This is a genomic window from Heyndrickxia sp. FW510-T9, assembly GCF_058781025.1.
In genome coordinates this window covers 1-26,627 of sequence record NZ_JBYSWK010000011.1, presented here as the reverse complement: position 1 = coordinate 26,627, position 26,627 = coordinate 1, and the positions used below count along the sequence as shown (strand labels likewise).

General features: G+C 36.3%; 22 protein-coding genes and 1 riboswitch. Of the genes, 14 read left to right on the top strand and 8 right to left on the bottom strand.

Features of this window, described 5'->3' with window-relative positions; all coding sequences use genetic code 11:
• The first annotated feature begins 193 nt into the window (after window positions 1-193).
• From AC3WJF_RS07965 to AC3WJF_RS07945, 5 genes are all read left to right on the top strand, one after another.
• The gene (locus tag AC3WJF_RS07965) at window positions 194-1,534 is read left to right on the top strand and encodes a TadA family conjugal transfer-associated ATPase (protein ID WP_492450981.1); all 1,341 of its coding nucleotides are present in this window, start codon (window positions 194-196) and stop codon (window positions 1,532-1,534) included.
• A gap of 1 nt (window position 1,535) precedes the next feature.
• Window positions 1,536-2,486: a type II secretion system F family protein gene (locus AC3WJF_RS07960; RefSeq protein ID WP_492450979.1), complete on the top strand. Its 951-nt coding sequence runs from the start codon at window positions 1,536-1,538 to the stop codon at window positions 2,484-2,486.
• A gap of 159 nt (window positions 2,487-2,645) precedes the next feature.
• The gene (locus tag AC3WJF_RS07955; protein WP_492450977.1) at window positions 2,646-3,422 is read left to right on the top strand and encodes a type II secretion system F family protein; all 777 of its coding nucleotides are present in this window, start codon (window positions 2,646-2,648) and stop codon (window positions 3,420-3,422) included.
• 158 nt (window positions 3,423-3,580) lie between these two features.
• Window positions 3,581-3,662: riboswitch (cyclic di-GMP riboswitch) on the top strand.
• Between the two features lie 291 nt (window positions 3,663-3,953).
• Window positions 3,954-5,108 (top strand): acyltransferase family protein, encoded by a 1,155-nt coding sequence (locus AC3WJF_RS07950; protein WP_492450975.1) that lies wholly within the window; start codon window positions 3,954-3,956, stop codon window positions 5,106-5,108.
• A gap of 466 nt (window positions 5,109-5,574) precedes the next feature.
• Window positions 5,575-7,560: a YncE family protein gene (locus tag AC3WJF_RS07945; protein WP_492450973.1), complete on the top strand. Its 1,986-nt coding sequence runs from the start codon at window positions 5,575-5,577 to the stop codon at window positions 7,558-7,560.
• Window positions 7,561-7,669: 109 nt separating this feature from the next.
• Here the strand turns inward: AC3WJF_RS07945 and AC3WJF_RS07940 are convergent, their stop codons facing one another.
• Window positions 7,670-8,080 carry a DUF4362 domain-containing protein gene (locus AC3WJF_RS07940; protein WP_492450971.1) on the bottom strand — a complete coding sequence of 137 codons (411 nt, stop codon included), beginning with the start codon at window positions 8,078-8,080 and terminating at the stop codon, window positions 7,670-7,672.
• A 662-nt stretch (window positions 8,081-8,742) separates the two neighbouring features.
• Window positions 8,743-9,432 carry a hypothetical protein gene (locus AC3WJF_RS07935; RefSeq protein WP_492450969.1) on the bottom strand — a complete coding sequence of 230 codons (690 nt, stop codon included), beginning with the start codon at window positions 9,430-9,432 and terminating at the stop codon, window positions 8,743-8,745.
• Window positions 9,433-10,334: 902 nt separating this feature from the next.
• Between AC3WJF_RS07935 and AC3WJF_RS07930 the strand changes: the two genes are divergently transcribed.
• Window positions 10,335-11,063 carry a C39 family peptidase gene (locus AC3WJF_RS07930; protein ID WP_492450967.1) on the top strand — a complete coding sequence of 243 codons (729 nt, stop codon included), beginning with the start codon at window positions 10,335-10,337 and terminating at the stop codon, window positions 11,061-11,063.
• Between the two features lie 49 nt (window positions 11,064-11,112).
• Here the strand turns inward: AC3WJF_RS07930 and AC3WJF_RS07925 are convergent, their stop codons facing one another.
• Both AC3WJF_RS07925 and AC3WJF_RS07920 read right to left on the bottom strand, forming a co-directional pair.
• Window positions 11,113-12,087, bottom strand: a complete 975-nt coding sequence (locus tag AC3WJF_RS07925) for an LCP family protein (RefSeq protein ID WP_492450966.1) — start codon at window positions 12,085-12,087, stop codon at window positions 11,113-11,115.
• Between the two features lie 432 nt (window positions 12,088-12,519).
• Window positions 12,520-12,945, bottom strand: a complete 426-nt coding sequence (locus AC3WJF_RS07920; protein WP_492450964.1) for a hypothetical protein — start codon at window positions 12,943-12,945, stop codon at window positions 12,520-12,522.
• 328 nt (window positions 12,946-13,273) lie between these two features.
• Here AC3WJF_RS07920 and AC3WJF_RS07915 point away from each other — a divergent pair, with 328 nt between their 5' ends.
• Complete coding sequence (locus AC3WJF_RS07915) at window positions 13,274-14,248, top strand: nuclease-related domain-containing protein (RefSeq protein WP_492450962.1); 975 nt, start codon at window positions 13,274-13,276, stop codon at window positions 14,246-14,248.
• A 234-nt stretch (window positions 14,249-14,482) separates the two neighbouring features.
• On the opposite strand, the gene AC3WJF_RS07910 is transcribed toward AC3WJF_RS07915, so the two are convergent.
• From AC3WJF_RS07910 to AC3WJF_RS07895, 4 genes are all read right to left on the bottom strand, one after another.
• The gene (locus tag AC3WJF_RS07910; protein WP_492450960.1) at window positions 14,483-16,126 is read right to left on the bottom strand and encodes a glycerol-3-phosphate dehydrogenase/oxidase; all 1,644 of its coding nucleotides are present in this window, start codon (window positions 16,124-16,126) and stop codon (window positions 14,483-14,485) included.
• Between the two features lie 118 nt (window positions 16,127-16,244).
• Window positions 16,245-16,376, bottom strand: coding sequence for a hypothetical protein (locus AC3WJF_RS07905; protein WP_492450958.1), 132 nt, complete (start codon window positions 16,374-16,376; stop codon window positions 16,245-16,247).
• Window positions 16,377-16,625: 249 nt separating this feature from the next.
• A complete protein-coding gene (locus tag AC3WJF_RS07900; protein ID WP_492450956.1) occupies window positions 16,626-17,102 on the bottom strand; it encodes a FixH family protein in 477 nt (158 codons plus the stop codon).
• A gap of 35 nt (window positions 17,103-17,137) precedes the next feature.
• A complete protein-coding gene (locus AC3WJF_RS07895; RefSeq protein ID WP_492450954.1) occupies window positions 17,138-18,559 on the bottom strand; it encodes a PepSY-associated TM helix domain-containing protein in 1,422 nt (473 codons plus the stop codon).
• 805 nt (window positions 18,560-19,364) lie between these two features.
• Between AC3WJF_RS07895 and AC3WJF_RS07890 the strand changes: the two genes are divergently transcribed.
• The 7 genes from AC3WJF_RS07890 (at window position 19,365) to AC3WJF_RS07860 (ending at window position 26,402) form a co-directional block, all read left to right on the top strand.
• Window positions 19,365-20,012 (top strand): AroM family protein, encoded by a 648-nt coding sequence (locus AC3WJF_RS07890; RefSeq protein WP_492450952.1) that lies wholly within the window; start codon window positions 19,365-19,367, stop codon window positions 20,010-20,012.
• Window positions 20,009-20,776, top strand: coding sequence for an IclR family transcriptional regulator (locus AC3WJF_RS07885; RefSeq protein ID WP_492450950.1), 768 nt, complete (start codon window positions 20,009-20,011; stop codon window positions 20,774-20,776). Before AC3WJF_RS07890 ends, AC3WJF_RS07885 begins: the two co-directional genes overlap by 4 nt.
• A 21-nt stretch (window positions 20,777-20,797) precedes the next feature.
• Window positions 20,798-22,030, top strand: a complete 1,233-nt coding sequence (ertE, locus tag AC3WJF_RS07880; protein WP_492450949.1) for an N-carbamyl-l-glutamate amidohydrolase ErtE — start codon at window positions 20,798-20,800, stop codon at window positions 22,028-22,030.
• A gap of 561 nt (window positions 22,031-22,591) precedes the next feature.
• A complete protein-coding gene (locus AC3WJF_RS07875) occupies window positions 22,592-23,323 on the top strand; it encodes an IclR family transcriptional regulator (protein ID WP_492450947.1) in 732 nt (243 codons plus the stop codon).
• A 14-nt stretch (window positions 23,324-23,337) separates the two neighbouring features.
• Entirely contained in the window at window positions 23,338-24,699 is a 1,362-nt protein-coding gene (locus AC3WJF_RS07870) for a hydantoin-5-propionate amidohydrolase (RefSeq protein WP_492450946.1), read from the top strand.
• A 32-nt stretch (window positions 24,700-24,731) separates the two neighbouring features.
• Window positions 24,732-24,926, top strand: a complete 195-nt coding sequence (locus tag AC3WJF_RS07865; protein ID WP_492450944.1) for a DUF3311 domain-containing protein — start codon at window positions 24,732-24,734, stop codon at window positions 24,924-24,926.
• Complete coding sequence (locus AC3WJF_RS07860) at window positions 24,927-26,402, top strand: sodium:solute symporter family protein (RefSeq protein WP_492450942.1); 1,476 nt, start codon at window positions 24,927-24,929, stop codon at window positions 26,400-26,402.
• The last annotated feature ends 225 nt before the right edge of the window (window positions 26,403-26,627 follow it).

Here is a 26,627-nt window from a genome sequence, read left to right as displayed (position 1 = left end):
TATCGGCTAGCGGATTTCTACGTCTCCTCCCTACGATAAGTCAACATCAGGTGAAAATGGTAGTTCAATTTTCAATAGCTCGTGAACTACCGAGCACGGTTTCCTTTATCTCAGTCGAAGACTACGAAATCCGTACGCTAGAGCTGCGTCGCTTGCGCTTTTCTTAATTATTCGAAAGTAGGGATTACACGAAATGGCACTCTTTAATCGAATCATTGAAGATGAGAGGATAGATTTTCCTTCACAAGAAGGAAAATTTATAAAGGCTTTCCGCACAAAAGAGATGAAGGATTTGCAAGGAAAACTGCACATCTATTTAATAGAAGAAATCAAGAAGAGTCCTAGTATGGATGAAAAGGAAGAAAAACAAAAAATAAAAGAACTGGGAGAAGAGTATCTCAATCAAGAGAGTAGCAGGCTAACATTTGAAGAGAAAATGTATTTACTTGAAACTGTTGAGTATGAATTGTTAGGATACGGACCGATTACACCACTATTAAAGGATCCATCTGTTTCCGAAGTAATGGTAAACGGACCGTTCGATGTGTATTTTGAACGTAATGGGAAAATTGTAAAAAGCGATATTACCTTCAGGGACAATCAGCATGTAGGACGTATCATTGAAAAAATTGTTGCTCCTATTGGGAGAAGGGTGGATGAGAGTTCCCCGATGGTAGATGCACGATTACCAGACGGGTCACGAGTAAATGCCATTATCCCACCATTGTCTCTTAAAGGAGCTGCAGTTACGATCAGAAAGTTTTCAGAAAGTCCATTCACTGTCTCTGATTTGATTCAATTTGGGACGTTAAATGCAGAAATGGCGGAGTTTTTAGAAATATGTGTTCGTTCACGCTTAAATATTTTTATAAGCGGCGGCACCGGTTCGGGAAAGACTTCCTCGTTAAACGTATTATCGTCGTTTATTCCTGCAAATGAACGAATTATTACCATTGAAGATGCAGCAGAATTGAAGCTAACGCAAGAACATATTGTCTCATTGGAATCACGTCCCCCTAATGTAGAGGGGAAAGGTGAAATCACTATAAGAGATTTACTCCGAAATGCACTAAGGATGCGACCTGACCGGATTGTAGTGGGAGAAGTTCGCGGGGCAGAGGCACTTGATATGTTACAAGCTATGAATACAGGTCATAGTGGAAGCTTAAGTACTGGCCATGCTAATTCACCGCGAGATATGTTAGCTAGAATTGAAACAATGGTATTAATGGCAGGCTTTGACTTACCGGTTCGTGCTATTCGTGAACAAATTTCCCATGCTTTTGATTTGATCGTTCAACAAAAGCGCTTAAAAGACGGAACAAGGAAAATAACGCATATCACCGAAGTTCTTGGAATGGAAGGTGATACGATTGTTCTACAGGATTTATTTGTTTTTAACGAAAAAGGTAAAAATGTGGATGGGAAAATTGAAGGTGTGTTTCATGCAACTGGTTTTCGTCCTAAATTCATGGATCAATTTGAATTGAATGGTTTTAACCTTCCCGCTGCATGGGTGAACGGAGGATGGTAACATGACGAAATGGATATTGGTATTTTTTTTCTTTTCCCTCACATGTTTAATATGCTTCCTTTTTTTATCTAAGTTTGGAAAGAAAAAACGGACGATTCGTAGAATGGAAGAGTTCATTCCTGCTCCAGAAAAAATAACAGAAGAAGCCCAAAAAAAGAAAAAGGAATTCATCGTATCAAATGTTTCCAATCTTTTCAAAGGATTCCGTTATAGTGAAAACACAAAAACTTTACTAGTTCAGGCAGGTACATCCATGCAACCGGAAGAGTATTTGACTTACCGTTTCATCAGTTTACTAGCACTAGTGTTGATAGTCATTCTTTTTCGATTTTCATGGTACTTGATTTTACCTTTTGCTATTGTCGGTTTTGTGATACCTACTTTTTATCTTTCATATAAACGTAAAAAAAGGTTAAATAATCTCCCACAGCAAATTATTGATACTCTTGGCATGATGTCTAATTCAATGCGGTCAGGGTTTAGTTTTTTACAAGCAATGCAACTAGTAGGAAAGGAAATGCCTGATCCTATAGGGCCGGAATTCGAACGTGTCGTTCGGGAAGTAGGTTTAGGAATACAGATGGAAAAGGTATTTGAGGATCTTATACTACGTTTACCTAATAAGGAACTGGAGGTTGCGCTACAAGCCATTATGGCTCAAAGAAAAAGCGGCGGTAACTTGTCTGAGCTGTTAGAAACACTGGAAGATACGATTCGGGGAAGAGTCAGTATTCTTGGAGAGCTAAAGACATTAACAGCACAAGGAAAATTATCCTCTTTGGTCATTACCTTTCTACCGATAGGAATTGGGGGATATCTCTACTTCATAAATCACGATTATTTTGCACCAATGTTTCATCATCCACTAGGGATCATGTTGATGATTTTTTCTGTTCTGTCAGTCATGTTTGGCTGGGTGTTGATTCAAAAGATTATCAAAATAGAGGTGTAAAACATGTTATCCATCATTTTTATTATTTTTTCTGTAATTTTTTTCATGTGTTTATCCGCTGGAATATTATTTTTCCTTTTCGGCAGGAGCATTTCCTTTCAAAAGAAGGTTGATAGTTACTTTACTCTGAAAGAAACTCAAGGGATTGAGAAAGAACCTTTGTTTAAAAAAAAGCAACGAAAGCGGTCAACGGTACTACAAACTTATTGGCTGAATGGAACGGAATTAATAAATAAAAAAACTTCTTCCACCAAACGTAAAAAACTGGAGTTACTCATTCGCGAAGCAGGCTTCTCTTCTAAGTTTTCTAGTGCTGATTTTCGGCTATTTCAACTATTGCTAAGTATAGGAGGATTTCTATTTACGATACTTCTCCTTTCTCCAATGGTGGATGAGAAAAGTATGCTTGTGTTGCTGGCATTTGCAATTTGCTTTCTTGGCTACCGGTATCCACTCTTCTTTTTAAGTAAAAAAAAGAGCAAGCGCATTAAACAAATCAATGTGGATATGCCCGACTTTTTTGACACCGTCAATCTACTTATTGAAGCCGGTAACAGTCTGGATGCGGCAATCACAACGGTGTGCCACAAGGGAAAAGGCCCGTTATCGGAAGAATTTCTCATTACATTGGAAGATATGAAACTAGGAAAGACAAGGCGTGAAGCTTTTTACGAATTGCGTAGAAGAGTTCCTTCAGAACCCCTACAAAGTGTCTTGGCTTCTCTCATTCAGGCTGACCATTTAGGAGTGGGAATGGCAAAGGTACTCAAAAATTTAACAACTAGAATTCGTGAACAAAGGAGGGAAGCTGCTAGAGAACAGGCAATGAAGGCTCCGGTTAAAATGTTATTTCCAATGGTAATATTCATCTTTCCATCCTTGTTTATTGTTATCCTAGGTCCTATGATTATCAAATTGCTGACCACTGGATGGTAATGTTGATGCTAAAATCTGGGTGCAAGTCTTTGGGTGCCTGGCACTCAAAGAATTTTTGAACATGTCTCAATTGATTCTAATTATGTCGTAAAATGAAGAAATCTTATGCTTTATGCTTTTTGTTAGAAATGATACAATTTTATAACAAAATAAAAAAATTCTGATAAAGGCAAACCTATTGAAAAGTAGGGACGCAAAGTCTCAGGTCTAAGGGAACCCTATGATGGCTGGACTGCCGGATTTATTCAATTATTGAGGGGTTGTTCAATTTGAAGTTTAAATCCATTATCTGCTTTTTGCGTCGAAAACATAGGTACAGCTATTACACACATACATGCATAACATGTGGAAAAATACATAGGAATGTTGATCTTTGAGCCTAAGGCTCTATTTTTTTTTGCATACACATATAGTCAAATCATAGCGATGTATGAACATTGAAGGAATATTCCCTTTTTAAAATTAATAGAGTATTATTTGATAGTGAAAGTATATTTAATAGTTCGAATTTTCGAAAGGTGATAGAGGGATATGGACAATGTTTCATTAAGAAGGCAATATGATTTAGATTGGATTCGTGTGTTAGCTACCCTTGGAGTATTTCTTTACCATTGCTCCATGTTTTTTAATCCATTTCCATGGCATGTGAAAAATAATGTGTTAAATGCTAGTGGGATTTTAGCTTTCTCTTTATTTGTTGGCGCATGGATGATGCCGATATTTTTTGCAGTATCAGGGATAGGTGTTTCTTATGCCTTGAAAAAAAGGAAAAATACTGAGTTTCTTAAGGAGCGAATGATTCGGTTATTTGTACCGCTTGTATTTGGGGTGTTTGTCCTAACGCCACCGCAAGTCTATATGGAACGTGTATCTCACCACCAGTTTCACGGTTCATTTTTTAGCTTTTTTCCTCATTTTTTTGATGGTGTGTACTTGGATATTGGAGGTACAGGAAATTTCGCATTCTTCGGTTTGCATTTATGGTATTTACTTGTACTAATAGTCTTCTCTATTATTGCATTGCCGCTATTTAGAAAGGTATCTGGAAGGAATAAATTTGGAATTCTCCACCTGTTTCTACTTCCCATTATTCTCTTTGCATCTGGAATTATAAAGACAGTTAACTTAGGTGGATGGGATATCGTATTTTATTTCATTATCTTTCTGTATGGTTATTACTTTTTTTCCAGTGTATCCTTTAAAACGGTTATTAAATCAACCATTAAAATACACTTTAGTTTGGCACTTTTAACCTCTTTGGTTTTTATCTCTTGGTATTTAAAAGGAATGCCGCAACAAGACTCTGTTCAGGATTATATATTCTATGCAATTCGTATCATTAATTGCTGGAGTTGGATATTATGTATCTTTTATTTAGCAGACAAATACTTATCAAATACGAATCGATTTTTGAAGTACGGAAGTGAGGCTTCCATGCCATTTTATATTTTACATCAACCGGTTATTTTGTTGCTTGGTTTTTTCATCCGTGACTTATCTTGGCCAGTACCGATTAAGCTAATTTTCCTTGTTCCAGTCGCCTTTATCATTATCATGCTTTGCTATCATTTCGTCATCAAACGAATCAACGTATTACGATTTCTATTTGGCATAAAGAAAAAGGGAAATGAAACGGAGGGACGGTTCTACGGTTTCAAAACAAGGAAACAAGCAGCCGGTGGATGAACCTGCGTAAATCCGTTTCATCTGCACGAAATATTAAATGAACCGCACGAAACGGCGGTTCAATCTGTACAGAAAATTAGATAAACTGCACGAAACAAAGTACAAACTGCACGAAATAGGTAAAAAATCACACCGAACGTCTTATTCGCTTAAATAGGAATTATACAAGATATAAGTATTCAAATTGATGGCTTTTATCTTGTTTAGCACCATTTTAAAGCTTAATGTATTCCATTAATAATTTTTAACATAAGCGTCTGATGGAATCCGATCATACAGATGAAATATTGTAATTCACTTCCCACATTTACATATCTATTTGCAAACTGATTTTTTGGTGCATTTACCTAAAAAATAAATATAATCCAATCCAGTAAAATGATATATTAATCTAGTTCAAACGTATAAAATATTAATTATAGAGATTATTTCCGTGTTCTGGAGATTTTTTTAAGGGGGAAGAGTATTGAAAAAAGCATTTATTTTTTCTTTAGTATTGATACTGAGTTTGAGCTCTGGAATCTTTTCTTCATTTAAGCATGGAAAAGTATATGCGGAGTCTAACCCGGTTGAAATCGGATTTGTACCAAGCGATACGGCTTTGGATCCCAATAAGCCAGTGGTATATATGACCAAGCTTGGTAGTAAAACTATTTATTCCGTCAATTATGAGACGGGTGTAACTAAAAAATTGATTTTGCCATATGCAGCTGAAAGACTAGAGATTTATAAAAATAAGTTATATGTGACACAAGTTAAAGAGAGCCATAATAGATATAATTCTGGACCTTATTCCGGTGTAGTTGCGGAGGTTGATCTAAAAGATTTTTCTACCATACAAATGATTGATATAGATACCGATCCATTTGATTTGGCTTTTGATCCAGATGGTTATATGTATATATCTCCCGGATCAGGACAGTGGGGCCATTTATCGGTTTATTCCTTAAAGGATAGGAGGGTCATCCCGCAGAAAAAGAATTATTTGATTTATAGTAAGTCTTATATTACATATAATTCAAGTGCAGAAAAACTATATTCATATGATACAACGGGCACACCAGTAGTTCTTTCGACATTTGAAATAAAAGGCCATCAATTCGAAGATTCCGATAGAACCAATATTTCGTGGGACTACAATCTAAGTCCGTTTGCGCGAATTACGCCGGATGGGCTGCACATGTATAATAATAATGGCTTAGTAATGGATCTTTCACCGATCAGTTCTGGGGATACGATACTTAATGTTAATTTATATAAAAAATACAATGATTATGCATTTGACTTGGCTAACCAATTAACTTATGCGGCGAATACAAATACTGGGATTGAAATATATAAATACAATTCTAACCAATATCTTCGGACTTTTATGCAAAATCTGAAGGTGCAAACTCTTTTGTATCAAAATGGGCTAATTGCCATCTATAAGGATAAGGATGATAAAGTTTATCTAGAAAAAATAAGAGATGCGGCTGATCAAGAACCACCTTCCATTTCGATTAAGTTAAGCAATACTGCTTATACGAATCATGATGTAATCGCCACTATCACAGCAACAGATAACTATGCGATTAGAAGGATTACATTGCCGGATGGATCAAGCGTTAATGGATCAAAGGCAACCTTTTTGATCAATGAAAATGGTGGATACATTTTTACAGTTGAAGATATAAACCATAACATTCAAACGAAAACCATTTCGATTATGAATATTGATAAAACACCACCTAAGGTTTCTAGTAGTTACCCAAAGCCAATCAATAACACTGTAACGTTAACGGTATTAGCCGAGGATGATGATTCGGGAATAAAATTGATTACAATGCCAGATGGAAAGATAGTGAATTCTTCCTCCTGCAGCTATACAGTCATTAAAAATGGCACCTATAAGTTTAAAGTGGAAGATCTTGCTGGTAATGTGACAACAAAATCCATAACCGTAGACGATCTTATTAATCCAGATATTCCAACTGTCCATGAAATTGGCGATTCCTCCAAAATAATTGAAGGAAAAACTTCAGCAAATGTGGATGTTTATGCGAAAGTTGGAAAGGATATCATCGGGAAAACAAAGGCATCTTCCATAGGAAACTTTAAAATAAATATTCATAGCCAAAAAGCGGGTACGAAGATAACCGTTCTTGCAATTGATTCAGCGGGAAATCAAAGTCAAAAAACAGTAACAGTTGTGGATAAAACACCTCCAAGCATTCCGGTGATCCAAAACGTTACAACGAAAACAAAGACCATTACCGGTAATGCTGAAAAAAGCTCTATTGTCTATGTGTATTATGATAATCAATATATCAACAAGTCAAAGACAATTAACAAGGGACAAGTGGCTCTTTCATTAAAAGGGAAACACTTAAAGAAAGGGCATACTTTAAAGATATATGCGGTCGATTCTGCGAAGAATAAGAGTCGGGTACTTTCTGTGAAGGTTAAGTAGGTTCGAACGTTGCCAGAATTATCGTCTTAGAAATAGAAACATGGGGACGGTTCTATCGTTCCCATGAATACCTAAAGAAACAAGAGAAGGTGATTCAATCTATTATCACTTAATGACCTTCTGCCAAGTAATATGGAGAATTGTAACCTTTGCAACCAATTATAGAGTATTTTCTTCCTTCAACTAAGATTTTCTCACATCTAATTGTTTTAATTTCTCCCTTCCCGTAGTTATCCCTAGTATTATCTCTTGTAACTTTTAGCTGCTCCCCGTTAAATGTTAAATCAGTTAGTATCGGGTCCCCTTCTTTTGTGTAAGCAACCACACGAATACTATCCTTTTGGCCAGCTTCTGTACGTTTGATAAATTCTTTTAATCTAGTTTCGTTTTCAATATCGCCATTATTTCTATTCACAATATCATTTTTAGTTGGAGTATAGTTTTTAGAAATATTATTTGAATTGGTACAACCAACAAGCAACATTATACAGACTGCTATTAAACTTAAATACCTTCTCATTTACTTTCCCCCTTTGTCTAAATGAACTATTGCTACAAGATATTTATTCTTCAACAAATTTGTACCTTTTGTCGAAGGGTGAATTTTCAATATTCGGAAATCCACAGATACAAAAGGATACTTACAATTTTTTGTAGACTCCAATGGAGATAGAGTTAGCAATACCTTGTTCCCTTTTATCATAAATATTACCAGGATTATCTAAATATTCGCCGCTTGGTAAGTTAACTCGAAGAATACTTGTATTTTTTATAGCATTGATTGGGACTATTATTATTAAATAATTAGAAAAAAAATAGCTCCATTATTGATAGATTTAATACTAGATTTTCTAATCATCATTTTCATCTTCATGTTTGCATAAATTGGAACATTAATATTTAGAATATTATACCATCTTACAAACGATGTGGTAGAGGGGGAATTTGGGGATGCAAAGTGTTATCTAATTCCAATGAGAAAAATAGTAGATTATGGCGTTGCTTGGATGAATGAGAATAGGGTTTAGACAGCATTTCAACATCAATAAAGGTAATGTAACTTTTAAATTTCTAGAATAAAAGTACGTCTTTTATATCTTGCATCTTAAGGTAGGACAAGTTTTCATCTTTTCCGAAAGAAGACTCCCTCTTCTATCATGTCTAATAAGAGGGAGTTCAAAGCTAATCGATAATAAACTTTTCTATTTCATTGGATAGAACGGCTGTATCCCATGGACCCCAGAAATAGTGTACCCCATCAAATTGGAGCCAAAACTTATAAGCAATGGGTTCATCCGTGTAGAAAACCATTTCATAGTAAATAGGATCTCCATTTGCGGTATTGGGATTATAATCTGGCTGTGTGTTGCCATTTTTTAAAATAGTAAGGAACTGCTGAATTTTCTTGCTGTTCTTTATTTCTCTAATACGTTCTAATTTTTCCGCATTATGGTCTTTATAAATTTCAATACGGTTTACTTTACTTAAAGGCATATCTTTGAAATTCCAACCAGACTCATCATCCGTTTGCACAGAGTACACACGAAATCCATGAACCGCACCTGCCGCCTTTACTGCCAAGAGCTGTGGCTTCCCTTTAATAGCATAAATCGCAGTTCCTTTTTCGTGATAAGCAGCGTCCCCGTCTTTCGTTTTATAATTTGGATCATCAACATTATCTGCTACTTTAAATCTTACCTCGCCGATCTTTTTTCCTATATATTTTTCATCGGCTAAAGCTACTGTACCAATTCCATCATACTTCTTACCATCCCATTTAATGAAATCCACCCAATCTATAGAGATATGAGTTGATGAAGAGCATCCGGATAATGTTAGTAATACTAACAGAACGAACCCTATTTTCCGCATGGAAATTCCCCCCTTTTTATATTAGACGTTCCATATGTGCATTTGATTCGGAATATATTAAGAAAACAAGGGAAAACAAGGGGACGGTTCTCGTGTTTCAAATTATGACTGATGAAACTGCACTGATCTGGTTCAACAGTTCGAAACTTTAGATAATCCGCCCGAAACGATGATTCGCTACACGAAAAGTTAGGTGAACAGAACGAAACTTAGGAAAAACGCATAAATTGATGGTTCAACTACCCAAAACATGGGGGAAACAAACATGTGAAAGGTTCAACCGCCCGAAACGTTGGATGATCCGCCCGAAATGATGATTAAACCGCCCGAAATTTAGGATAAACCGACCGAAACAAGGCTTGAATCGACCGAATTGGGTAAAAAGTCCCACGAAACATGGGGACGGTTCTATTGATTCCCAATCAAGTAAACAATCAAACATTTAATGAACCTGCACGCATTTGGTTCATCTACACGAATTGTGGATGAACCTAACAAATTGGTATCAACAAAAATGGTTTAACTGAACGAACCGCCGGATAAACCTCCCGAAAATCCAACCGTAACCTTGACCAAAATTAGGATGGTCCTGCACGAACCAATACCTCTACCGCACGAATTGGGTAAAAAGTCCCGCCAAACAAATTTTACCTCAACAAAAAGCAAAATCGTAGAATTTCAATAAAATATCAATCACAAGCTCTATTAAAACAAAAACATCACGAAAAACCTGCTCATAGACTCTTCATTATCCCACTACCATCTCCATAATACTTCCTACTAGGAAAATCACGCGTATTTTCCAGAAAAATAACATTATTATAAAAATAATGAAACCATTTTCCTATTTTCATAATCTAATAAATAAAAATGGTGTCAACCACCAAAGGGGGAGAGTATGTATGGAGCAACAGGTCAATAAGCAGCGTACCAGAAATATGGGGAAATTAGCGGCGAGTTTGATTTCTCTTTCCATATTTTCTACGTTTTTGCTTATGGGATGTGGCATCAATATGTATAATACTAAATTAGGAGTAGCTGGTCCTACCGCTGCTGAGGTGAAAAAAAATACTCCTAAGCACATAGTGAATCCGTTTTATCCTAGGCCGTTAACTGTAGATGAAGAAACTAATAATAATTTTAGAGTACAATTAGATGTTCCTCTAATAAGTCAATTGCCGGAGCTGCCGACTGGATGTGAAATAACCGCAGTAACCATGCTTTTAGAATATAAAGGAGTAGACATAGACAAGACAACATTGGCTGATGAAATGCCGAGAAATGCATTTGATCCAAATGTAGGGTATGTCGGTGACCCGTATTCGGATTCTGGTTGGACCATTTACCCGTCAGCTTTAACGGATTTAGTCACGGAATATGCTGGAAGTGCTAAAAATTTAACTGGGGTAGGGGATAAAAAGTTAGAAAAACAATTGTTAAATAACAAACCAGTTGTCGTTTGGGTTTCCCCAATGCACGGATTCAAAGTTCACGCACTAGTTCTAACCGGATTTGACAAAGACAATTTCTATTATAATGATTGCTGGACTGGTCAAATGAAAGTTAAAATCAGCAAAAATAAGTTTAATAGAATATGGGGAAATCAAAATAAAATGGCTATCACATATTAATTTGAAGCAAAAAAAGGTCACCATTCTAGAGGAGTGGTGACCTTTTTTCTTATTTAAAGTACTTAGCAACTTCTTTAATTTCTTGTGGATCAAGCACAATCTCAGAATCATTTGCTTTTAAAATATCATTGTACATTTTCTTGCCTTCGCCGTGAATCTGATGATATTGCATATCGTTAACATTAAGATTCTTCATAGCTAAACCTAAACTTGCTATATCTGATTTTGTCATATTCGTTGCAATTAAAAAGTCTGAAACAGAACTTGATAGTGATGGTAAATTGGAAATATTGCTTGGACTTAAAGCAGATTTTACAATTCCCACTAATGCTGCTTGTTGCAATTGCTGTCTACCGTAGTCTCCATTTTTTAATGAATAACGTTCATGAACAAGTTCACTTACCATTTCACCGTTCAATGAATGGGTTCCAGCAGTGAAAACATAACCTTTGTTCTTTTTATTCCATGGATGTGTTAATTTTACATCAAAAGGTACATTTACATTAACTTCCCCAACTGCATTAACCATGGATTGAAAACCCCAATAATTGGTTTCAAGATAATAATTGATAGGAACCCCAGTTAACTCACTAACTGCTTTAACAGCAGCTTCTACGCCTTCTTGTGTTCCTTTAGTTGCCTGAATAATATATTGCACGCTTGTAATTTTCGTATATCCATAGCCATCTAAGTGAACTCTCGTATCACGAGGAATACTTACAGCATGATATTGTTTCTTCTTTAGATCCAAATGAACAAGCATGATCGAATCCGTTCGAGCTGCCTTCTCGCCTTTTCGTGCATCCGTACCGAGCAATAATACATTGAAAGCTGCATTACTTTGCTTAGTTCCATTGTCCGCACCGCCCACAACAGGAACCTTATTGAAATGATTAGCAGGCTGTAATTGGTAATACATATACCCACCTACTGCTAAAAGAATAACAACAATCGCCAAAATACTATATCCAATAATTTTAAGTTTCTTTTTCTTTTTTCCACTCTTATTTTCTGCTCTTCCCATTTGACCCTCCATTACCCTTATAGGCACAAAATAAATAGACCTATACTATTATAAGCATAAAACTATTTTACTATCAAAATAGGAAGCTTTCAAGTAACGCAGAGTAACTTTATTGTGAAATTTTGTTAAAAGTTGTCTGATTATGTCGGGGAATGTAACTTTGGAGAGGTAAGGTTATGTTAATGATTGATGTTGATTTTTCAGCTTTTTTATTCACAAGTGAACGTTTACACATAAGGCAGTTTAAGCGCCAACATTAATATTTATCAGAGCCTGCAACAAAAGACTACTAACATTATGAGCGATTGCTTGAGTAGCCAGTAAGTAACAGTTGGCCGACCTGCTCCTCTTTCGCAAAAACAGGTTGACCAACATATTTTTCACGCATGCGACATGCTGCGTCCCGCCATTTCCCTTTTGGAGAAAAAATTGTTATTTAAAATCATGAACATATTCCAATAATTTTACAGTAGCGTCACTAACCTCTTCATTTGGCGTCACTTTCACTAAATCGGCTTTTGTTTCAATTTTTAAAATGACCAAGTCGGCATGTTTTTTACCAGTATCAGGGGATGGGACAAAAATTTTCATTTTTACCACATACCAGCGCTTAGTTGGTTTCACGGTGTGGTCATTATGGATCGATAGCTTCGTAATCTGATCTGGTGTCCAGGTTGCTTTTTCACCATATTCCTTTTTTACCACATCCGTCACAGTAGGTGTCACTAGTTTGATAAAAACACTTGGGTTTGTAGCCTGAATTTCGGTTATTTTGCGAAGATCAACCTTTTCCGCCATTACAAATGAAGAGTTACCAATTAGAAAAATAAAAAGGAATAGTATCGTAGCCTTTTTCATTCACATCACCTCGATGATAATGTGTCCAAGTGGTCGTATTTTATGCGTTTCGGATTTTAAAAATGGGTAGTCGTTGAATTGTGAAGGCAATTTTTTGGGGAAAATAGGGGAGTAAGACATGCAATTCATTTGATTGGAGCAAGTTGCTAGGTTTTTAGGTCTAAATACCCAATCCGTGCAGTTGGTAATACATTTCGTGCAGTTCCTTTTATATTTTGTGCAAATGCGATCACAAAACATGCAGTTAACAAAAAAATCGTGCAGTTCAAGCAGGAATTTCAAAATTTTAGTAGAAATTGGACGATATAACACGAAAGGAGTTGGATAAATGATTGTAAAAAAGCGGGATATCCCGATTAAAATTCAAAAATTGGAGGCTTTGTACCTAAGAACAGCTAAAGCGCACCACAAAAAGGAAATAATCTTAGAAGAATTGAACAAAAGGAGAAGTGGCTATTATGGGGAGCAGTCATTTGACTATCATTTAAGTTTTTTAGATGATAAAAAATACTTTATTTTTCATGGTTTAAGGTTACTGAGCAGCCGCAATCACCATTTCCAAATAGACACATTAATCACAAGCCCTTTTTTCATTGTAATTTCCGAAATAAAATACTTTAGTGGGATTATTACATTCGATTCTCGATTCCACCAACTCATCCAACAAAATAATGACAAAGAAAAGGGATATCAAGATCCGATAACCCAAGCAAAAAGACATCAACTGCAGTTAAATGAATGGCTACAGCAAAACAAATTCCCGAGCATCCCAATCATTCCCCATGTCATTATCAGTAATCCTTCCACCATAATCAAATCAATTGGAAATTTTCAAAGGTATCCAAAAGTAATGAAAGCCGCTAATTTTATATTCGAGATACAGGAATTGGAGAAATTGCATAAACGTGAATACTTAACGAAAAAAAAGTTGGCCAAACTGTCCAAGCTTCTTTTAAAAAAACACACTCCAGAAGACTATGATGCTCTCAAAAATTTTACTATCTCCAAAAGCGAAATTTTAACGGGTGTCTATTGTAATAGTTGTTCGGCGCTTCCGATGAAAAGGGTTCATGGGAAATGGGTGTGTTCAGCATGTCAAGTTACTTCCAAAACTGAACACATAAATGCACTAAAAGACTATGCCCTTCTAATCAGCACAACTATTACAAAACCGGAGCTTCAACACTTTCTTCAGCTTCCGTCCAGAATGATAGCGACAAATATTATCAAGTCGATGAATTTACCGAGCTTTGGAAATGGAAAAGCAAGAGTCTATCAACTAGAACAACTTCTGCGAAAATAGGTATAAATACCCATTTCGTGCAGTTCACGGGCATTTTCCTGCAGTTCAAATAAAATTTCGTGCAGTTCAAGGATAATTTTGTGCAATTCAAATAAATTTCCGTGCAGTTCAAATGTGGAATGGTTTTAAGAAAAGAAAATAATTTATGTGAGTGCTGGGCAAATCACCTACACGTAAAAAAGCGAGCCAATTATTAAGGACAGTCCGCTTTTTACGCTCTATTTGTTAAATATTCTAACAACTTTCCGGAGTGTCCGCATTTTTTAATTCCTGTTCCAATTCCTTTTTCAACTGTTGTGTTTCTTCGATGGTCCAATCCATGATTTCCTTCATTTCCTCGACTACGTGGTCCTTCCATTGCTGAACCCACTTGATATCAAAATAAAGGCTGCCCGTCCTTCTAATGAAAAAATCCACTGGTTTCACGACCATTTCGTGTTCAATGCAATAAATAAGTTGAGCGTATACAAATGGTGGCAATAGTTGGTCCATACTTTTGGCATATTCGAATAAATGATCAACATTGCTTCCGTATTTAGGAGCAAGCTTTCTGCCTTCATCTTCGGTTAAATGGTAAAGAACAGCTTTCTTTGCTTTTTTATCAATAAAATCATCAAGCTGATTGAAATTGCCGCCTGATATAGGGTGATTGTCGGTTTGACAAGATTGAAAAGTCATCCCTTCCGATTTAGCCAGCTGTTTCATAATAAGGTTGACGACATTCTCCGCCATTTTTCGATAGCCTGTTAATTTTCCACCGGCAATTGTAATGAGTCCGCTCTCCGCTACCCAAATCTCATCCTTCCTGGAAATATCGGAAGGGTCCTTGCCTTCCTCATAAATAAGTGGTCGGACACCTGCCCAGCTGGACTCCACATCATTTTCGGAAATGCTGACACTAGGAAACATATAGTGGATGGCATTAATTAAATATTTTCGGTCTTCTACAGTCACCCTCGGATGCTGAATATCCTGATCATAGAAGGTATCGGTTGTGCCAACATATGTCTTTCCATCACGTGGAATCGCAAATATCATTCGATTATCAGGTGTATCGAAATATATCGATTGCTGCAAAGGGAAAATGCTCTGGTCGATAACAATATGTACCCCTTTTGTTAAGCGTAGCTGCTTATTATTTTTGGAAAAATCCTTTTTGAGAACCTCATCGACCCATGGGCCAGCTGCATTGACGATCCTTTTGGCGAAAATGTTATTTGTTTGATTAGACAGGGTATCCTTCACGATCATTCCATTGGTTTTTTTAAAAGAATCATATAAAAACGACTCCGCCTTTGTGTAGTTGACAATATCAGCACCAGCTTCTACAGCAGCTTTTATCACTTCAATGGTCAAGCGGGCATCATCTGTCCGATATTCCACATAATATCCGCCGCCTTTTAAACCATCTTTCATTAGTAATGGCTCTTTCCGAAGCGTATCAGCGACCCCAAGCATTTTCCGTCTTTCTTCTTTTTTTACCCTTGCCAAAAAATCATATACACGAAGGCCGATGGAAGTGGTAATTCTCCCGAAAGTTCCGCCCTTATGAATCGGCAACAGCATCCACTCCGGCGTTGTCACATGTGGCCCGTTTTGATATACAATCGCCCTTTCTTTCCCCACTTCGGACACAACTTTGATTTCGAATTGCTTTAAATAGCGGAGCCCGCCATGAACTAGCTTAGTTGAACGGCTCGAGGTCCCTCCGGCAAAATCCTGCATTTCCACCAGTGCCACCTTCAAACCACGCGTAACGGCATCCAAGGCAATCCCCGCACCGGTAATGCCGCCGCCGATAATCAATAAGTCATATTGCTTATGTGACATGGACTCCAATATTTTCTTCCTTGTTCTTCCTGAAAATTCTACGCTCATCTCAGGTTCCACTCCTTAACATTTCCTATCTTATACATATGTAGTGAATGACAAATTTAAAAAGAGGTCACTACAAATATTTTGGAGAGTTGTCTTGGAGTGGTGTCCATGTGTGGTGTCAGGCACCCCACATGGACAAATGGGTGATTTGTCCATGTGGGCGGACAGCTTTGTATTTGTAATCTAGTTTCGGTACGACAAACTTATCCATCTTTTTTTCATTAAAAAAAGAGACCAATTTATTGTTCATGATTAGTCTCTTCCTTTTTTTATTTAAAAGTAAAATAGTTGACAGAAGCAACGAAGGACGGGATTTTCCAAGTCTAGCGAATCCGCCAAACGTACATAAGTGAATAACAGGGGGATAACTATGTCACAAAAGGTTAAAAACATAATGAAATAAAGAAAAATTTCATTAGTATTTTTTTTTATTTCCATACATTATTTCCTATATTAATAAAAAATCCGGTCTTCAAATGAAAACCGGATTCACATTGAATTAATGATGATGATGACTATGATTTGGGCTTTGCTCTTGATTTTGAGATTCTTCTTTAAGTGAATTTAGCTCCTCTTCCGTAGCTTTTCCTACGATAAACGGTTTCTTTGGCATCACATGTAGATCACGAGCCGTTACGTGGGTTTGAACGTAATAAAGTCCATCTTCTTTAAAGGTTGTCTTAATACTATATACTCCGCCTTTTTCGTGATGGGCTTTAATCATTTTGCTTTCTTCATTTTTATTTGCCTTCCATATTTCAAACTCTACCACATCTGCATCGTCCACAATCTCCGATCCCTGGGTTAGCTTTACACTCAATACACTTGCTTTATGGGAAGAAATCTTTCCAGGTATCATAATTTCGACATTTACCATCTTGGGAGTTTCCTTATTTGCTTGACTACTATTTGCTGAACAGGCTGATAATATTAAAATAGTAGCAATTACCAAAAACGTTGATAATAATTTATTCATGTGACGTATCACACCTCCAGAGAAGAAAGTATTACCTATCCGATCCATTGTTTTAGTTTCGGGATTCTTTTAATAACTAAATAATCTAGGGCCCAAACCACTAAAAGAGAAAGACCCGCCAAAGGGAAGAAAATGCCAAGAATAAGGACAATCAATGCCACACCTTTTAACATCTTAAAGTTCTTCGGCAATGCAGGAGAGCCTAATTTCCCTTTAGGTCTTCGTTTCCACCACATGACAACACCACTAACAACAATCATAATAATACCAATAACTAATCCAAGCATAAAAATCTGGTTTAATAGGCCAAAATCACCTTCATGAAAGGCTATACTCATGGTGATCAATTTTCCTAGTGTTCCATAATCTTTCCATCCGAGATTAGCTAAAACTTCTCCGCTATATTGGTCAATGTGCAATGTCTGTTGAGCCCAAGGCATAAGAGTAGGATATACTTCTGCTGGGTTTAGATAAACTGTATATACTCCTGTCTTACCTTCTGGGAATGCAATATTATAACCAGCATGAACATTATTGTTCTTTACTATTTGTATTACTTTCTCAACTGAAATTGGTGTTACACCTTTTTCACCTGACTTTGGTACTGGCAAATTCTCCGCTGCCCACGGAACATTTGCAACATTTTTTGATTGAATAGTAGATTTCGGGAATGCATACGATTCCCAAGGATAGATTCCAACTGGACTACCGGAACCGGTAGCAGTAACAACCCGATTTGCCGCTCCTCCCCAAATATCCGTCCACATCAATCCTGAAAATAATTGAATCAAAATAAATAAAGATAACCAAATAGCTGTCACTGCATGTAAGTCTTTCCAAAACATACGTTTCCCTTTAGACATTCTTAATCGGGGTATCAATGTTCCGAAGAGAGATTTTCTATTACGCGGCCACCATAGATAAACACCGGTAATGACTAAGATAATAGCCCAACAAGCACATAGTTCCACCAAACGTTTTCCCAAAGTACCGCCCCATAATTCACCGCTATGTAGGGCTCTAGCTGAAGCCATAAAACGATCATTGTCATTTAATTTTCCAATGATTTTTCCGTTGTACGGATTTACGAATACCGTCACACTTTCCCCATTGTCGTTAATACCAACTTCAGACGATCTATTTGCTTCATACGAAGGTCTAAAGCTGGTTATTTCTGCATTTGGGTAATTCATTTTAACATCATTTATTTGTTCAGTAGGTGCAATTTTTTGCTGCCCTTGTTGAACATAATATAGGTTATGATACATATAGGATTCAATTTGTGGTTTAAAAAGGTAGATTCCTCCCGTTATTGACAAAAAAATAATCAATGGCGCAAAAAAAATCCCCGCATAAAAATGCCATCTCCATACCGATTGATAAAGAGATGCTTTTTTGCGTTTATCAGAAATTAAACTTTGGTCTTTCGTTATATTTTCAACGTTTACAGCTTCCATCTTGTTAGCCCCCTTATTTTTTTGTTTGGCAACTGCAATTCCCACTCATTTTTAAATGTATAGTTTCAATCGCTTCAACAAACGTATATCTCTTCCTTTTTTAACCCTGTTAAAATTTGTTGTTGTCGTTCAATTGATAATGTTTTTCCACCAGCCCTTATTAGATATCAATACCAATTCCTTTTTCTTCACCAGAATGGAACTATCATTAATAAATATATTTTTTGCATTCCGTCCCTTAATCCCAAACTGCTTTGTTTCGATCTTTAACTTGTCCAGTTCATGACCCTCACTCGTTCCACTGATAGCTACCGTTCCTGCTTTGCTAAACTGATGGACTCATTATGAATCTCTGGGGAAAGGTATTAGGAAACAATCCAGCATAGAAAACTAGTTCTTACTATCTTCATATCTCAAAACTTTTTCTCTAAGTGAATTCATATCACGAACTATATCAGCCAAATGTGAGATAATAATGAAGTTTTTTAAGAAGTTTCTAAGGAATTTATTTAAAAATATAAATTTCTACTTTATATAAAACTCACACAAAAATGCCTTTAATTTTTAATGTTGGCAATCGTCTCCTGTTTATCATATAATCTTGTATTTTAAAGTCACATCACCTCAGTGATATGTTTCCAAGTGCGGAAGTTATATACATACTTTTCTCAAAAAAATAAAAATGGATTGATGTTGTATTTATAATGTTTTTATTAAATTGACAATTGATATTTATGTAATATAACATTGGAATCATAATAGAAATGTCCGTTTCTATAATAGAAACGGAAAAGGAGGAGAGGTTTTGATTACATTAATCACAATAGGACAAACTCCCAGAGAAGATTTATTAAAACCGTTTCATTCAGAAGGAATAAGGGATTTTAACTTAATCGGAGCGCTGGATGAACTTTCTCCAGAGGAGATTGAGCTGTTAGAAAAAGAAGAGGGCGCAGAAAAATTATACGTTGTGTTAAAAAACGGTACAGTGAATATAAACCATGAAATCATCGAAGAAAAGGTTAAGGAACTTATAAAAAAACATGATCATACAACGAAAAATATTGCTGTATTATGCATGAGCGAGTTTAGCTGTTCATCTGTACTTGCCGAAATAATTTACCCTATAAATGAGCTGAGGAAAAATGCAGAGAATATCAAAAGCGAAGATAAGACTGTTATTTTTGTACCAATAAAAGAACAATTGCAAACTGCTGAAGAGAAATGGAGCAAGGTGTTAGGGGAAAAACATTTTGTTGCGGTTCAGCCAAAATCTGAAAAGGTATTAGACGAGATAAATGCGACATTGGAACAGCATCATCCGAATTATGTGATTATGGACTGTTATGGATATGACTATGATTTGGTAGTTAAGATTGAAAACAAATATGATTGTATTTGTTATAATGCTCAACATTTAATGATGAAGAAGGTTAAGGAAGTTGAACAATGAAAAATGAGCAAACAGATATTTTATTGACACTAGATAAAGGGTTACAAGTAATATTACATCTCTCCTTTTTAAAAAAAGCGATACCAATTGGGGAATTATCTAAAGAGCTAAATATAAATAAAACAACCTTATTTAAAATATTAAAAACACTAAAAAATCGAGGATTTGTTTATCAAGAGGATAATGGCAACTACGGTTTGCGCGTGGAAGAATTTAATTTGATTGTAGATAGATTCGATCAAAACGAATCCTTGCAGAGAAAATTACGCCCAGAGCTAGAACAATTATTTATGCAATGTAATGAAACGGTAACTCTCTCCGTACTAGTAGACGGCAAAGTAGAGTGTCTAGATAAAATAGATAGTAATGACTCCGTACATGTTACACAAATCATTGGGAGGTTCTCTCCTCTGCATGCTGCTGCATCTGGGAAAGTTGTTTTAGCTTTTGTACCTTCAACAATGAAAAATAAAATCCTAGATGGAAATAATTTAGAGAAATTCACGGATCACACGGTTATTTCCCCTGAAATACTTAAAGACGAGCTGGAAAAAATAAGACAAGACGGTATTGCGATTAGCCATGGTGAACTAGATTTAGGCATTAGTGCTGTTGCTGCTCCTATTTTTTCGAAAGCGGGAAGTGTAATAGGATCCGTTAGTATTTTAGGAGTCACTCAAAAGTTCACGATGGTGACAATGGAAAATTTAGCGAAAAAAGTCATGGAAGCTTCTAGTAGAATGTCAGCATTATTGAAAAAATAATCTATGAAGTGGGGGATTGAAATGATAAACAAGGAAAGATTATGGGGCTTCATTAATGATCTAGCGGAAATTACAGTAGAAGGTCAACCATGGACAAGGCGATCCTTTACTGCGAAATATAATGAAGGCCGTGAATGGTTAAGAAATAAAATGCAGGAAATTGGATTGGAAGTAGAAGTGGACGAAGCATCTAATGTTATTGGTAGATGGAGAGGAACAGAACCGGATCTTCACCCAATTGTTATCGGATCACACACCGACACAGTACCCGATGGGGGAAGATTTGATGGCATCGCAGGGGTTTTGGCAGGATTAGAAGTCGTCCAAACACTAGTAGAACGGAATATACAACTCAAACATACTATTGAGATTGTAGATTTTACAGCTGAAGAACCATCGGAATACGGGCTCTCAACAGTTGGCAGTCGTGCCTGGTCAGGTAATCTTAGTAAGGAGATGCTTACTTATCAAAATTCAGATGGGCAAACTTTAGCCGAAGCAATTAAATTTGCAGGTGGGGAACCAGAGAATATTGAAAGATGTAGGAGAGACGAAGGTTCTATTGCCTTATATCTTGAGTTGCATATTGAGCAAGGACCTGTTCTCTTAAACAAGCAAGCTAGCCTAGGAGTTGTAACAGGAATAGTAGGCATTCAGCGTTATAAAATTACCGTGGAAGGATTTCCGAATCATTCTGGAACTACTCCAATGGACATGAGGGTTGATTCGCTTACAGCAGCTGCTGAAATGATTCTTGCTTTAGAGAAGGAAGCGAATGTAGCCTTAGAACAACCTGTAGTTGGAACCGTAGGAACGATTCATAATTTTCCTAATGCCTCCAATGTGATACCGGGAAAAGTTGAATTTGGAGTGGAAATTAGAAGTATTTCGGAAAATGTGATGGCAGCTGTTGCAGAAGGTTTCCTTGCTAATGTGAAATCCATTGCAGCAAGAAGAAAGGTGCAAACAGCAGTGGAGCCAATTTCACAATCTGCGCCAATCATAATCGGTGATAACATTAAATCGTTACTAAAAGAATCATGTAAGGTTGTGACTGATAAGGTTATCGAATTACCTAGTGGGGCAGGGCATGATGCTAATCAAATGTCTCTGATTGCACCTGTTGGAATGATTTTTATTCCTTGTAAGGAAGGAAGAAGTCATTGTCCAGAGGAATGGGCAACGAAAGATGATTTGTACCAAGGGGCACAGGCGATGCTTCAGGCAGTATTGAACTTCTCCAAATCCTTCTAGTCATTTAAATGTATAAAATTAAAAATCCATTAATCGTGAAGTTTGATTAATGGATTTTTTTATTGATTATGAAATTATAAAATTTAACGCTGTGGATAACTTTTGTGAAAAAATTGTCTACGTCTAGCTTCAGGTGAAATTTGCACTACAATTTCAATAGCACCTATCGACTAGCGGATTTCTCCGTCTCTTCCCTACGATAAGTCAACATCAGGTGAAATTTGAAGAGCTAATTTCACTTGGTAAAATTAAACTTCAAATTTTACTCGGTGAAAATGGTAGTGCAATTTTCAATAGCTCGTGAAGAACTACCTCAGCACGGTTTCCTTTATCTCAGTCGAAGACTACGAAGGTGAAATTAAACTTCAAATTTCACTCATCCGTACGCCGATGAGCAAGGCGCTTACTCATTTGATCTTATACTGAGTACATTTTTTCTCTTTTTTTGAAAAATGGAAAAAGAAAGCGCTTGCTAAAATTGTTTAATGGGTGTTATTATCAATATATGATAATTGATTTTCAAATAGTGATAATGAATGATGTGTAAGTGGAGGTTCTTAAGTGAGTGCTGAAAAAACATTAGAAATTTTAGAGCAGTTTGATTTTGAAACAAGATCATTATCTGTAGCGGATCTTGCGGAAAGATTACATCAACCACAAAGTTCCGTTTATAGACATATGAGACTATTAAAAGAAAAAGGCTATCTCATTGAATATTCTCCTGGAATGTATAGCTTAGGTTACATTTTTTTGAAAATGGCGAAGATCGTCAAAATGGATATAGATCTTCCGGTCATTTCACAAGAAGCGATGAGAGAGCTAACAAGGTCAACCGGAGAAACCTCGATATTATTGGTTCCTTCGAAATTACAAGCAGTATGTTTAGCTACGGTTCCATCAGGACATCCAATCAAGGTATCGTCTGAACAAGGAAATATTGTCCCAATTTATGGTGGAGCATCTTCCAAGGCACTTCTAGCTTATATGGATCCTCCATTCATAACACAATTATTTGAGGAAGGAGTCGTAAAAAAACATACAGATCACACCATATTAAATCTTGATGATATGTTGAAAGATTTAGAGGACATTCGTCAAAAAGGGTATTCCTTTTCAGATAGTGAGATTGATTTTGGAGTCGTTTCCTATGGTGTTCCAATCTTTGATAGTGATAAGAAACTGGTGTCATCCTTAAGTATTGCGGGACCAAGAGAAAGAATGAATGCAAAAGATACGAAAGAAATCGTTGAAGCATTACAATTAGCAGCCAAGAAGATTGAAAGTCAAATCTAAAAGGAGTGTTTCTTATGAATAAAGTAGATTCTATCGTTCGCGGAAAAATTGTATTAAAAGATAAAGTAATGAAAGGTGAAATCGGAATAAAAGATGGGAAAATCGTCAGTGTGCACGAAGGAAATGGGGATTTCACATCAGAAACTGTGAAAGATTTCGGAAATGCTTATGTTTTTCCTGGTACGATCGATGTCCACGTCCATTGCTTCAGTAATCCGAAAGAGGGCTTTGTTACCACTAGTTCTTCTGCCGCAGCAGGTGGAATTACCACATTCTTAGATATGCCTTATGATTTACCAAATCCAATTAATAATGTAGAACAGTTCAAAAAGAAAGTGGAGCAATTAGAAAAGGAAGCTGTTGTTGATATTTGTTTATGGGGAACCATTTCTAAAACAGGTGGGACAGATCAAATCATTCCTTTAGCAGAAGCTGGAGCTGTTGCATTTAAAATGTCCACATTTGAAACAGATGAGTATCGTTTTCCAAGAATACCAGACCCTGAGATTTTAAAAGCAATGAAATTAATAGAAGAGACTGGTCTTCGAGCAGCTTTTCACTCTGAAAATGATGAAATTATTGTAGATTTAATTGATCAATATCAAAGAGAAGGAAAGGTTTATCCTAAGGCTCATAATGAAACCCGTCCTCCTGTAACAGAAACAAGTGCCGTGTTAAAGCTATTAGAATTCGCATACTGGACAGATGTTAAGCTTCATATTGTACACGTTAGTCATCCTAGAACCATTGACATGATCAAATTATTCCAAGCACAGGGTGTAAAAGTAACATGTGAAACCTGCTATCCATATTTACTGATGGATGTAGATGATTTGGCAGAATTCGGTCCGATTGCAAAAAACAACCCGCCTTTAAGAGAGAAGCATGAGGTAGAAGGGCTATGGAAGCACATAAAAGAAGGAAATATTAATTTAATTTCATCTGACCATGCTCCGTGGAGTGAAGAACATAAAACAAAAGGCAATGAAAATATCTTTCTAGCTTCATCTGGTTTACCAGGGGTTGAGATTATGACACCTTTAATGTTCCATCATACCGTAGCGAATGGCACATTATCTCCTATTGAATTTGCACACTTAATGGCTATTGAACCAGCAGAAGTATTTTCGATACCAGGTAAGGGGCAAATTAATGTAGGGTATGATGCTGATTTTACGGTGATTGACCCCGATCAACAAACAGTCATTGATCAACAATCATTTAAATCATATTCCAAATTAACTCCATTTAATGGACAAGAGTTAAACTGCAAAATAGTCTCAACAATTGTCAGGGGAGAAGAAGTCTTTAATGGAGAAGATGTAATTCAAAATCCTGGTTTTGGTAAGTTTATTCCGGGATCAGCTGCGAAATAGTAAGACATTTTTGATCAAAGGGGATGGTGAAAATGAAAGCGTATTATTTATTAGCAATTCTGCCGTTTATTGCAATATTAGGTGGAGCAGCTTTTGTAAATAAAGTAGAACCATACGTATTGGGAGTACCATTTTTCTTATTTTGGATTATTTTATGGGCAGTTCTTTGTTCCATAATCATGTTTATCATTTATCGATTAGATCCAATCAATAAGGAGAGTGAATAAATGAATACGGCATTAGTAATCATTACGTTATTTTTAGTCATAAGCATCGTGTTGGGTTTTTTAGCGAAACGCGGAAAAGATATGAGTATGGAACAATGGGCTATTGGCGGGCGTGGTTTTGGAGGTATTTTCGTCTTTTTACTATTAGCTGGTGAAACTTACTCGGTTTTTACCTTATTAGGAACGAGCGGATTAGCGTTTAATAATGGTGCGGCTGCATTTTATCTATTAGCTTTCACCGCCCTTGGAACGATTACCTCCTACTGGATTTTACCTCCAATTTGGAGATATGCGAAAGAAAATAATATTGTTTCTCAATCACAGTTTTTCTCGAAGAAATATAATAGTACAGGCCTCGGGGTATTGGTTGCAATAGTAGGGGTTGTAGCGTTAATTCCATACATTACAATTCTTTTTAAATCAATGGGAATATTAGTGGAAGCCACTTCCTATGGTGCGATCCCTTCGAAAGTTGCTGTTTGGGTAGGGATGATCGCGTTATTAACATATGTAATGGTTTCCGGTATCCACGGATCAGCATGGACGTCTACTGTTAAGGATGTATTGATATTTTTCGTAATATTGTTTCTAGGTATTTTCTTGCCTATCCATTATCACGATAGTTTTAAGGGGCTATTCCAAGCAGTTAATGAAGTGAAACCAGGAGCCCTAACTCTTCCTAAAAAAGGACTTAGTGTTTCATGGTTTGTTTCAACGGTTGCCATAAGCTCATTTGCATATTTTATGTGGCCGCATAATGCACCTACTATCTATGCATCGAAAAGTGCCAAAACGTTTCGATTAAATGCAATATTACTTCCTATATATGCACTGATGGTTTTATTCGTTTACTTCGTAGGCTTCACCGCTATTGTTAACGTTCCTGGTTTGAAAAATGGTGACTTTGCATTGCTACAAATTTCTATGAAAACCTTTGATCCATGGTTTGTTGGAATTATTGGCGCAACGGGTCTATTAGCCACTCTAGTTCCAGGATCGATGATGTTAATGTCAGCGGCAACGATGATAACTACTAACGTTATTGGACCGATTAAACCGAATCTCCCGGATAAAAAGAAAGCTGTATCTGCAAAAATATTCGTTGTTTTATTATCGATTTTATGTGCGTTTTTATCGATGAGTGAAAGTAATACACTCGCAACCTTGTATTTAACATCATTCAGCTTGATTACACAAATGGCACCTTCCTTGTATTTAAGTTTAAGGAAGAATAATCGAATTACAAAATACGGGTCAGGGTTTGGAATGTTTGTGGGCGTAGCAATAGTAATCTATGTAACCTTTACAAAAACAACAATGGCTATGTTGTTTCCATCCCTTCCAAGTGTAATTCAAGATTTAAATATTGGAATAATCGCTCTTCTTGCAAATGTTATCGTAATGTTTGTAGTTAGTTTTTTAACACAATCGGACCGAAAAAAGTCTTTAAGTGAACAGCGCTCAAGTACAGCTTGACATTAAATAATGACTAACTAAAACTGATTTCGAAATAAAAAGTACCCTATAGAGTAGACGCTTTGAAAAAAAGTCTCTTTATAGGGTTTCTTTTTGTATAATGAAAAAAAACTATATTGCAGAATTTTTATGTCGAAGAATGGTACAACAAATCTAGGAATTCGTTTGTTAAATCAAATTAAGCGAAATTTTATTAAAAATATCAAAAAAGATTGGATAGAATGA